The organism is Kocuria sp., from assembly GCF_030536815.1.
Classification (GTDB): Bacteria; Actinomycetota; Actinomycetes; order Actinomycetales; family Micrococcaceae; genus Kocuria; species Kocuria gwangalliensis.
Genome location: NZ_JAUNPE010000018.1, coordinates 1 through 11,134 on the forward strand (window position 1 = coordinate 1; position 11,134 = coordinate 11,134).

The 11,134-nt window shown below is 64.4% G+C and carries 9 protein-coding genes and 1 pseudogene; 7 read left to right on the top strand and 3 right to left on the bottom strand.

All coding sequences use genetic code 11. The features are described from left to right. Positions 1-206, top strand: a pseudogene (locus Q4E95_RS03450) (hypothetical protein); the annotation flags it as partial. A gap of 99 nt (positions 207-305) precedes the next feature. Next, positions 306-1,949 (top strand): CYTH and CHAD domain-containing protein, encoded by a 1,644-nt coding sequence (locus Q4E95_RS03455; RefSeq protein WP_303381977.1) that lies wholly within the window; start codon positions 306-308, stop codon positions 1,947-1,949. A 140-nt stretch (positions 1,950-2,089) separates the two neighbouring features. Here Q4E95_RS03455 and Q4E95_RS03460 read toward each other — a convergent pair whose 3' ends face one another. The 3 genes from Q4E95_RS03460 to Q4E95_RS03470 are packed head-to-tail and all read right to left on the bottom strand — an operon-like array spanning position 2,090 to position 4,789. Beyond that, on the bottom strand, positions 2,090-2,482 hold the full coding sequence (locus tag Q4E95_RS03460) for a VOC family protein (RefSeq protein WP_303381978.1): 393 nt from the start codon (positions 2,480-2,482) through the stop codon (positions 2,090-2,092). Between the two features lie 13 nt (positions 2,483-2,495). Next, positions 2,496-4,187, bottom strand: a complete 1,692-nt coding sequence (locus tag Q4E95_RS03465; protein ID WP_303381979.1) for an MDR family MFS transporter — start codon at positions 4,185-4,187, stop codon at positions 2,496-2,498. Continuing rightward, the gene (locus tag Q4E95_RS03470; RefSeq protein WP_303381980.1) at positions 4,184-4,789 is read right to left on the bottom strand and encodes a TetR/AcrR family transcriptional regulator; all 606 of its coding nucleotides are present in this window, start codon (positions 4,787-4,789) and stop codon (positions 4,184-4,186) included. The genes Q4E95_RS03465 and Q4E95_RS03470 overlap by 4 nt, the downstream gene beginning before the upstream one ends. A 340-nt stretch (positions 4,790-5,129) precedes the next feature. Here Q4E95_RS03470 and Q4E95_RS03475 point away from each other — a divergent pair, with 340 nt between their 5' ends. From Q4E95_RS03475 to Q4E95_RS03495, 5 genes are all read left to right on the top strand, one after another. Next, positions 5,130-6,182, top strand: a complete 1,053-nt coding sequence (locus Q4E95_RS03475; protein ID WP_303381981.1) for a flavin reductase family protein — start codon at positions 5,130-5,132, stop codon at positions 6,180-6,182. Positions 6,183-6,258: 76 nt separating this feature from the next. Further along, positions 6,259-7,374 carry an acyl-CoA desaturase gene (locus tag Q4E95_RS03480; RefSeq protein WP_303381982.1) on the top strand — a complete coding sequence of 372 codons (1,116 nt, stop codon included), beginning with the start codon at positions 6,259-6,261 and terminating at the stop codon, positions 7,372-7,374. 56 nt (positions 7,375-7,430) lie between these two features. Beyond that, the gene (locus Q4E95_RS03485) at positions 7,431-9,650 is read left to right on the top strand and encodes a glycosyltransferase (protein ID WP_303381983.1); all 2,220 of its coding nucleotides are present in this window, start codon (positions 7,431-7,433) and stop codon (positions 9,648-9,650) included. Then, entirely contained in the window at positions 9,643-10,596 is a 954-nt protein-coding gene (locus tag Q4E95_RS03490; RefSeq protein WP_303381984.1) for a WcbI family polysaccharide biosynthesis putative acetyltransferase, read from the top strand. The genes Q4E95_RS03485 and Q4E95_RS03490 overlap by 8 nt, the downstream gene beginning before the upstream one ends. Positions 10,597-10,613: 17 nt before the next feature. After that, positions 10,614-10,970: a DUF3253 domain-containing protein gene (locus tag Q4E95_RS03495; protein ID WP_303381985.1), complete on the top strand. Its 357-nt coding sequence runs from the start codon at positions 10,614-10,616 to the stop codon at positions 10,968-10,970. Positions 10,971-11,134: the final 164 nt, after the last annotated feature.

Here is an 11,134-nt window from a genome sequence, read left to right on the forward strand (position 1 = left end):
AGGGCAAGACCACCTGGAAGCCGGTTCCGGTTCCCAAGCCGCTGTACACGCAGGCCCCGATAGTTCCCCCGCGCGAACCCGAACCCCTGCAGGTGCCGCAGCGACCGGCCGCCAAGTCCAGCACTCTGAGGGACGCGGCCGAGGCCGGTTCACGGGAATCCACCGCACTCAACTTGGACGATGTCCTGAAACGTCGCCGGGCGTAGCGCGTAGCACCGCAAATTTCTGAGAAGAGTATCTAGACACCGCGCCGCGGCCGTTCCCATGAGGGCAGGTCGCGGCGCGTTTCATATCTAGGGAGTGTCATGGCACAGCACCAATGGGAGATCGAACGCAAGTACGACCTGTCACCCGAACAGGCTGCCAAGCTCAAGCCGCACAAGATCAAGGGTTTCACGGTGGGGGAGCCCGCGATCCATGACATGACCGCGGCGTACTACGACACCGAGGACTACGCGCTCAGCGCGGCCAATGTGGCCGTGCGGTGTCGTGCGGGTGGCGGCGACGACGGCTGGCACGTGAAGTACAAGGCCGGCAAGGTCCGCGGGGAGTTGCATTACGAGCCCCTCAAGAGCTCCGACCGGATGCCCGCGGTGCTGCGTAGGACGCTCGTCGGGATCACGCTGGGCGAGCGTCTGAGCCCCGTGGCGACCATCAACACCCAACGCACCGAGTATCCGATCAGCACCGAGGACGGTCAACAGCACGCTGTGCTGTGCGTGGATTTCGTCCGCGCCCGGGATGAGCGCTCCGGGGTCGACCGGGAATGGAGCGAGTGTGAGACCGAGTTGAGCTCCCACACGCTGAGCAAGAAGGAGTCCAAGGCGGTGTTCACCGCCGTGGAGGACGTGTTGTTCAAAGCGGGAGCGGTTCATTCGTCGTCGCCGGCCAAGATCGCCCGGGCCCTGGGCCAGGACACGGTGTCGGCCGAGCCACAGCGAGCTAAAGATTCGGGCAGGGACTCACCGGCTACCGGCCAGGATGTCCTGAACGCCATGTGCGAATCCCTGACGCGCCAGCTACAGCATTGGGATTTCGCCGTGCGTATCGGTTCGGAGGATTCCGTGCATCAAATGCGCGTGCGCAGTCGGGCCCTGCGCAGCGTCTTGCACGCCTCCCGGGACTACATCCCGAAGCAGGTGGGAGGCGATCTCGAGAATCGTCTGAAGACCTTGGCGCGTGCGCTCAGTGATGCCCGCGACGAAGAGGTCGCGGCCGAACAACTGCATGAGCGCCTTGACGGCGAATTCCAGGGCCAGATCACGGCCTCCGCCCGGCAGGACCTGTTTGCCGCATCGGAGACGAGCATTGCCGACGCCGCTCGCGTCGTTCGTCGCATGCTGGAGAGTCCCGAGCACCTTCAGTTGCTGACGGACCTGCGGGCCCTGTCCCGGGACAGCTCATTCGGCGAGCAGGCGGCGCATCTGTCGGCCAAGAAGTTCGCCAAGGCCGTGATGAGCACCGCCTTGACCGACGTGATTCACCAGGCCACGGCCGAGCCGACCGTCGACTCGCAGACCGGCAGAGCAGAGGTCAGCGAGCTGGGTGCCGAACTCAGCGAACGGTTGGCCCTGGCCAATGAGGACTCCGTGGATCTGGCGGTCTACTTCGATCACCTGCACGACGCCCGCAAGGCCATTAAATCCGTGCGCTACGTCAGCGATGCCCTGGACCGGGCGGATGTCGAGCCGGGCAAGAAACGGTCCAAAGCGGCGTCGTACGCGAAGGACTACCAGGACGAACTCGGTTCCCTCACGGATTGCGCGGTCATGGAACACTGGTTGGCCCGCGTGGCTCGCAACTTCCAGCGCACCGGGAAGGATCGCTATGCGGTGGGACTGCTGCACGGCATCGAGATGGCCTCGTTGCGGGCCCGCTTGGCTGATGCTCCCGAATTGATCAGTGATCTGGTGGCGGACATTCGACGGGAACTGCCGAGCGAGAATTGACGGCCCAAGCACGCTAGGACGCTCGAATGATGCCGGCGCCCCGACCCTGAGGTGGTCCGCAAAAGGATCGACGGTACGACCCTGGAAACGCTAGGTTCCGGTCGTACCGTCGATCCCTTGACGGTCATGCACAGTGCAGGTCAGTTGTCGCTGATGAGCTGGATGAGATTGCCGCACGTGTCATCCAGGACCGCGATGCTCACCGGACCGGCGGAGGTGGGTTCCACGGTGAATTGCACACCCTTCTCGACCAACTCGTCGTAGGCCTCGTGCACGTTGTCCACCTGGAACTGGGTGTAGGGCACGCCTGCGGATTTCAGGGTCGATTTGAATTCGGCTGCACCGGGGCCGGCGTCCGGTTCGAGGAGGAGCTCCACGCCCTCGGGGTCGCCGGGTGCGGTGAGGGTGAGCCAACGGGCCCCGCCGGCGGGGACATCGTGCTTGAGTTCGAAGCCGAGCACGTCGGTGTAGAACTCGAGGGCCTTGTCCTGGTCGTCCACCAGGACACTGGTGATGGTGATTCGGATGCGCACGGTGAACTCCTCGTCAAGGGCGGGATGAGACGGCGTAATGGTCCGCCCTCTCCTCCAGGGTAGCGGGCGAGGGATCGGAGACGGCCGGATCCGTACCGTGAAGTGCGGGGTCCGCGCCGATTGACTCACCGGGCTCATCGGAGTCCGAGGCGACCACGTCACGGTCGATCTTGGTGGCCAAGGGCTTCTCGACCACGAAGAACAGCAGTACCAGGGCTATGAGCGTGAGAGGCGCCATGAACAAGAAGATGGGCAGCAGCGCATCATTGTAGGAGTCGATCACGGGCAAACGTAGGGCATCCGGCAGGCCCTGCACTGCGCCAGGTGTCAAAGAGTTGGCGCTGATCGGCGCGTTCGCGGCGGCCGGCGGCATACGCTCGGCCAGCAGATCATGCAGTCGCGTCACGAACACAGAACCCACCACGGCCGAACCGACCGTGGCGCCCACCTGGCGGAAGAAGTTGCTGGACGCCGTTGCGGTACCGACCATGCGGTTGGGGAACGAGTTCTGCACGATGAGCACCAGGATCTGCATGCTCAGGCCGATGCCCGCACCGAATACGGCGATGAACAAGCACAATTTCCACATGGGATCGGACGCGGTCATCGTGGACATCAGCCACAACCCCAGCCCGGTGATCACCATGCCGATCAAGGGGAAGAATTTGTATCTGCCCGTCTTGGACACGATTTGCCCGGACACGATGGAGGTGACCAGGAGGCTGCCCATCATGGGAGTCATCAACAGCCCGGCAGTGGTTGCGTCCACGCCCTTGGCCATTTGAATGTAGGTGGGCATGTACCCCAGGGCACCGAACATGACAATGCCCACCATCAAGCCGGCCACCGTGGTCAACGTGAAGTTCCGGTCCGAGAACAACGACAGGGGAATCACGGGGTCCTTCACCTTCGACTCGGTCACGATGAACGCGATGACGCCGGCAATCGTGGCCAGGGCAAGGCCGATAATTTGCGGGGAAAGCCAGTCGTACTGTTGGCCACCCCACGTGCAGATCAGGATGAGCGTGGTGGTGGCCAGCGCCAGAAGCACCATGCCCAGGTAATCGATGTGAAGGGACTTGGCGCGTTCGGGGCGAGGAATCCTCAGGAACACGGAAACGGCGGTGAAAGCCAGGATGCCCAACGGAATGTTGATGATGAAGGCCCAGCGCCAACCGGGCCCTTCGGTCAACCAACCGCCCAGGAGCGGGCCGGCCACGGAAGACACCGCGAAGACCGCACCCATGACGCCCATGTACTTGCCGCGCTCGCGGGCCGGGACGACATCGGCAATGGCTGCCTGGGAGAGGATCATCAGCCCACCGCCGCCCAGTCCCTGAACCACGCGGGCCGCGATGAGCAGGCCCATGGTCTGGGCAGCGGCGCCGATCAACGAACCGACAATGAACAACACGACTGCGGCGAGCAGGATGGGTTTGCGTCCCAAGAGGTCGGAGATCCGCCCGTACACGGGCATCATGACGGTCGACGCGAGGATGTAGGCCGTGATGACCCAACTCATGTGATCCACCCCGCCCAGTTCACCCACCATGGTGGGCAACGCCGTGGAAAGAATTGTCTGCGAAAGGGCGGCCAGCAGCATGACCATCATCAGGGCGGCGAACAGCAGCACCAGTCGGGGCGTGGGTTCCGCCAAGTGTCTGCCCGACCGCCTGGTCGTTGCAGATGACGTGCTGTGGCTCATGAAATCTCCTTGAATGCGGATCTAAAGACGGACAGTGCCTGTTCCACGGCACGGTCCAGGACGTCCGGATCGCAATTGATGGTTAGGTCTTCGTTGTTTCGGTAGACGTACTTGAGGACCGACCCGGCCATCAGGACGTACGCCTGGGACGTCTCGCACGACCGGGTGCTGGCCGTCCCGCCGGGATGCTCCCCAATGGTGGTGGCCACCAAGGACTCGGCCGTCATGATGTGCAGGCCGATCTTTCGGGACAATTCGGGGTTGGCCGCGAGCAACTCCTTGCGTTCCTTGCCGGTGGCGCTGAAGCTCGAGGAATGCCGGAGGATCGCCAGGAAGAGTCGTACGGTACGCGAGAACTCATCGCCGTTGGCGGGGTCCCGGTAGCGCTCCACATCCTCTTGCGGCATGTGAACCGGCTTCAGGCCCAGCACCGCGTCTTCCTTGGAAGGGAAGTAGTTGAAGAAGGTCCGCCTGGAAACCCCCGCGCGTTCGGCAATGGCTTCGACCGTGGTGGCGCCGTATCCGCCGCGTTGGGTCAGTTCCCACGCCGCCTCGTGGATCTCGCGGAAGGTCCGGGCTCGATGCCGTTCGCGTAATGACATGTGATCTTCTGGCACCGGTACAGACTATGCACTCGTGCAAGTTTGCACAAGTGCAAGTTGGTATCTGTGTTGTGGATCATATACCCGAGTTTCCGTCCAGGTAACAATCAGGCTGCTTGGTGTCGGCATGCATGCCCGGTTGTTACGGTAAGGACGTTCTGGCCACGCACGATCGACAGGATTGACGCGTGGTTGAACATCATCGAGACCGAGGACCCGCACAGATCGTCACCAGGTTCCGGCATCGGAGGCCGGTTGAACAACCGGTTCCGTACGCAGAAAGAGCAACCTGACATTCAGATTTCAACGATCGGCGACAGTCAAGAAGTGGGTGCCTAGAGTGAAGAAAAATCGCGCTCGCAAGGTCCTGAAATTTGCCGTATCGCAATTCACCTACCCGCGTGACCCCAAAGACTTTCTCCAGGTGTTCCACAACCTGACGAGCGCCCGTTACACCCGAGGTGTTGTGTCTCGTGTGGTGCGTGAGACTTCGGATACGTCCACGATCTTCTTCCGAGCCGGTGACGGCTGGATCCCGCACGTGGCGGGCCAGTGGGCACGCATTGGTGTGTCCTTGAACGGCAAACGTGTGTGGCGACCATTTTCGATCAGCGCGGCCGAGGGCCATGACCCCTCCATCACCGTGAAGGTCAACGGCGAGGTGTCCCAGAACCTGGTCCACGAGGCCACCCCGGGGACTGTCCTGTACTTGGAAGAACCGTCCGGGCAGTTCGTGTTGGACGAGACACCATCGAGCATCCTGTTCATTGTTGCGGGCTCCGGCATCACTCCGGTGATGTCCATGCTGCGCACGCTCATGCCGCGGCGCCCCGATCACGACGTGGTACTGCTTTACTCCTCCAGAACGCCGGAGGACTGCATCTTCCACGATGAAATCCTGGAACTTGCCGACCAGTTCCCGGGCCTGAAACCCATTTTCTGGTTCAGCCACGAGGACGGCCGGATTGATTTCTCCGAAACCGGAGACATCCCGCGCCTGTGCCCGGATTATCAGGATCGCGAAATATACTCGTCCGGCCCCGACGCGTTCGTGAGCCAGGTTCAAGAACTCGCGGTTCTGCACGGTGGCCAGAGTCGGGTTGAAAGGTTCGACATCACCCGGCGGACCAGCGCCAGCGGCAACGGTGAAGTGTACTTTTCCCGGTCGGATGAAACCCTGGAGGTGACCGGCGCGGATTCCATTTTGGAAGCGGCAGAGAATTCGGGTCGGCAACTGCCCCACGGCTGTCGAATCGGCATTTGCCGCAGTTGTCTGGTGCCCATGACGGACGGGCAGGTGTCCGACATTCGCACCGGTGACGTCACGCAGGATCCCGGACTGGTCCAGACGTGCATCACCCGGCCCGCACCCTGGGTGGCGTTGGACATCTAGCCCAGCCGCAGCCCTCCCGCAGGCCACCCCGTAGATTTAGCCGTCAGGCACACAGATCCCCGAGAAGGAGCACCGTATGGCAGCAACATTGGAAGAGCGCACGCCCACCTTAGACATTGAGCGGGCTCGTCGAACACCCAACCCCTTGGATCTCACCGATGAACAACTCATTGAGCTCGAGGTCAAGTTCGACGCCATCCGTGATGACATCACCGCCAAGCGGGGGGCCTCTGACGCCCGCTACATCGGTCGGGTCATCAAGGCCCAGCGCAGTCTGGAAATGGTGGGGCGCGCCTCCATGTTGTTCTCCAAGCACAAGCCGTTGTGGCTCCTGGGGGTCGGCTGCCTGGCGGGCGGCAAGATCCTGGAAAACATGGAGATCGGGCACAACGTTCTGCACGGTCAGTGGGACTGGATGAACGACATGGAAATCCACTCCACCACCTGGGAGTGGGATTTCGTGGCACCGTCCTCCGGCTGGCAGCGCACCCACAACGAAACCCACCACACCTGGACCAACGTGGTCGGCAAGGACCGCGATGTCGGGTACAACGTCCTGCGCATGGACCCGTCACAACCGTGGCGCCCGGCCAACCTGCTCAACCCCGTGATCAATGCCGGTCTGGCCCCCATGTTCGAGTGGGGCATTGCCATTTACGACATCGAGTTCGATCAGTACCTGGCCGGGGCCAAGTCCAAAGAAGCGACGCTCAGGGATTTCAAGCGCGTCATGAAGAAGTTCGGCCGTCAGAGTGCCAAGGATTTCGTCCTGTCGCCGTTGTTGGCCTCCCTGACCGGTTCGGCCAAGTCCTCGATCAAGGGCTACGTGGCCGCCAACGTCATTCGTAACCTGTGGGCCCACGCCGTGATCTTCTGCGGTCACTTCCCTGACGGCGCGGAGACGTTCACCGAAGAGGACATCGAGAACGAGTCCCGCGGTCACTGGTACCTGCGGCAGGCCATGGGATCGGCCAACATCGACGGGTCCAAGTTCATGCACTTCATGACCGGCAACCTGTCCTTCCAGATCGAACACCACCTGTTCCCGGACCTGCCGTCCAACCGCTTGGCGGAGATCGCCCCGCGGGTCAAAGCGATCTGTGCAGAGTACGGGATTCCCTACACCTCCGGCCCGCTGCCCAAGCAGGTTTTCGAGGCGTGGCGTAAGGTCTTCCGGCTCGCGCTCCCGTGATCAGAGGGGTGGGGGCGTCGGACCCATCCCACGGGTGGTCCGGTAACGTCTCGGGGGTGAATGTAACCACCCTGGCGATCGTCGGCCCTGCGCAGCACGGGGTCAGGATGCACGCGAGCGCCCTGGCCGATCACAGCCCGCAGGCGGAACGGCTCGAGGGTGAGATCACCGACGTCCTGCCGGTGATCCTGGCCGGCGACGGGCCGGTGCACTTTCACTTCACCGATCGGATTTTCGGTCGTGACGCCGCGGACGCCGCGTGGACCATCGAACGCATTGCCGCTCGTCGGCCGGTGTCCGTCACGCTCCACGACATTCCCCAGCCGTCCGACGGCCACGCCTTCACGGCCCGCTGCGCCGGCTACGCCCGCGTGGTTGCGGTCGCGCGCACGGTGATCGTGAGCAGCCACGTCGAACGAGGCCTCCTAGCGCGCCACACGGGCATCCCGGCGGATACCCGCGTCCACGTGGATCCGCTGCCCATCGACCGTGCCCTCTCCCGGGAATCGACCGAGGGGTCACCCGGGTTCCCCACGAGTACCGCCACCGTGGGACTGCTCGGGTTCATTTACCCGGGCAAGGGCCACGACCACGTTCTGGCCGCCTTGGCGGCCGGCCCGCACAGCGCCGACGTCGTTGCGCTGGGCCGGCCATCGGATGGCCACCAGGATCTCGTGGCCGACTTCGAGCGCCTCGCCCGCGCCCGGGGGCGGTCATTTCACGTCACGGGGTTCCTGTCCGAGGACCAACTCACCGCCGCGGCGCGCGCGGTGACCGTTCCGGTGGTTGCGCCGGAGCACGTGTCCGCATCGGGATCGGTGGGGCGGTGGATCGCCAGTGGCCGCCGTCCCGTGGTGGTGCGTCACCCGTTCTTCGAAGAACTCCACGACCGGGCGCCCTGGGCCCTGACCCTCACCGATGACCTCCCCGCCGCCTTGAACGCCGCGCTCGAGGACCCCTCGACCACGTGGATCAATGAGGAGGACTGGGACGATTCCGCCGTCCCGTCCACCGCTCGCGCCGCCCGGATTCAATGGTCCCGACTGGCGTCCGCAGACCCGCACGCACAGCCCGACGCTCCCCGCGTGAGCGTGATCGTGCCCTACTACGAGAACCAACTCGGCCTGGACCGGTTGCTTCGCGCGCTGGAACGACAGGACCTTCCGCACCACGAGTTCGAGGTCATTGTCAGCGATGACGGTTCGGCCGCGGCACCCGCGATCCCCTCGACGTCGTACCCCGTACGCGTGACTCGACAGGACAACCTGGGGTTCCGTGCGGCAGCCGCCCGCAATAGGGGCGCGGTCCTTGCGCGCGCGCCCCGGCTCGTTTTTCTCGATGGCGACATGATGCCCGAACCGAGGTTTCTCACCGCGATGCTGGCGGGCCTCGAAGCGCACCACGATGGCCGCGGCGTGCTGGCCGTGGGGGCGCGCCGGCACGTGGACGTCTCGGCGTGCACGCCGGCCCAGATCGACCAGTGGCTCACGTCTGGGCGCGCCCACGGCGCTCGCAGGCTCGCGGACCCGGCCTGGCTTTCCGATGGGTATGCCCGCACCAACGACCTGGCGGACGCCGGAGTCGAAGATTTCCGGCTCATCATCAGTGCGCTCATGGGCGTGGACCGGGAGCTCTTCGAGACCGTGGGCGGGTTTGATGAAACCCTGACCGGGTACGGGGGAGAGGACTGGGAGCTCGCGTACCGGTGTTGGCAGGCGGGCGCGCGTTTCACCCACGTTGCCGGCGCCGTCGCCTGGCATGACGGCCCAGATCTGGGTGGACGGCCCGATACTCGCGACATCAAGGACGCCGAAACGATGGCGCTGGCCCAGCGCATTCCCCTGCCGAGCACGCGGGGGAGGGGGGTCGTCTTCGATCAACCGCACGTGGTGGTGCGGGTGCGCGGCCATCACAATGACGGTGAGGCGTTCCTGACGGCAGCGCAGCTGCTCCGGGACACGGACGCCGGTGTGTGGTTCGTGGATCGCGACTCGATACCGGCCGCCCTCGCCCAGGACCCCCGCGTTCGCGTGGGGGAACCGGAACCACGCTACCGGGCCAGGTGCCGTTACCTGGTGGACGCGCTGGCACCGCTCACCCTGCACGAACCGCTGGGCGCGTTGTGTGACCGAGGTGACCAAGGCGCTCCGGGGCTACTGGAACTGCGTGAGACACGTAATGTGAACCGTGGTGAATCGGACGCAAGAACCGTGTGCACCGCGGTTCGCCCGGCAAATACGGACCAACGCATCGAAGGACGGGTCGCACATGACTGAGGCACTGGGATTTGATCCGCACGACCCCGGCCGGCGCGCGCACTACGGGGAGTTCTACGGGCTCACCGAACTGCCGGACGCCCCGCTGTTCATGGTGCACGGCAATTGCCAGGCGGAATCCTTGCGCGTGCTCCTGCACGGGGCGGGGGAGGGCAGCTGGCACGGCGTGCGGGTCCCTCCGGTCCATGAGTTACTGGCCGAGGACCTGCCGCACCTCACTCGGCTACTGAACCGCTGCAGCTTTGTGGCGACCCAGCCGGTGGCCTCCGGGTACCGAGGGTTGCCGCTGGGCTCGGACGACATTCTCACGGCGACTCCGGAAAGCTCCCGCGCCGTGAAATACCCCGTGATGCGGTGGACGGCACTCATGCCCACGCTCGCGATCGTGCGCGCACCCGGCGCCACGGATCCACCCGTCGCGCCGTACCACGACCTCCGGGTGCTCGTGGCCGCCGCCCAGGGCAAACATTCCGTACACCTGGAGCCAGTCTCCCCGGCCGCCGTTCGCGGTTCCCGGGACGAGTCGCTGCATCAACTGCGGACCCGGCAGGACGCGCACGGAACGGTGGATGCGGCGTCGTTGTTCGAAGCGGCGGGACCCAATGCCGCGCACGTGATCAACCATCCGAGCAACGAGGTGCTGATGGGTGTGGCCCGGGCAATTCTTGCGGAACTGGGCGAAGCGGGCGAGGTCACGGATCCCGGGCGAGTATTGCTCGGTGGCATTCGAGCGCCCATTTACGAATCCACGCTGGATGCGCTGGGTTATCGCGCCGAGGACCTTGAGGGCGGCCCGCGCGAGCACTGGATCATTGGTGGCGAAAAGGTGTCGGAGGACGACGTCGCCGCGGAGCACCTGCGGTGGTACGCGCGCTTCCCGCAGGTGGTCGCCGCGGGCATGAAACGCCACGAGGGACTCATTCGCGCCATGAACCTGATCCACTAGCGAGGCGGTATCCCCCGATGACGAGCGAGAACAACGCCGAACCGGGCCCTTCAGCGCCCGAGAGTTCCCAAACTTCCGGGACCAACGACGCGCCCGAGGCCTCCGATCTCCGGGATCGCGCCGCAGCATCCATCCGCGATCTGCTGCGCCAACGCAACGGCAAGACCATCTGCCCATCCGAGACCGCACGTGCAATCGGTGGTGATGACTGGCGGGACCTGATGCCGCTCGTGCGTGACGTCGCCTCGGGGCTCGTGGACCAGGGAGTGGTGATTGTCCAGCAGAAGGGCGAGGAGGTAGACATCGCTGCTGCTCGCGGCCCCATTCGGTTGGCGCCGGGACCCCAACTGAACGGGCCCACGTCGGCCGACTGACCACCATGGGACGCTTACGCCATGCATGGTGCGCGCAATTACTTAGCGGTGTTGATGTGAAGGAAGACCCGAACGAATGATTCGCTCGGGTCTTCGATCATTGTGGCTGGGCCGGGCCCTGCCGGTGAAAGCGGCTACCGATTCAGTGCCGAGGTCTTACTCGA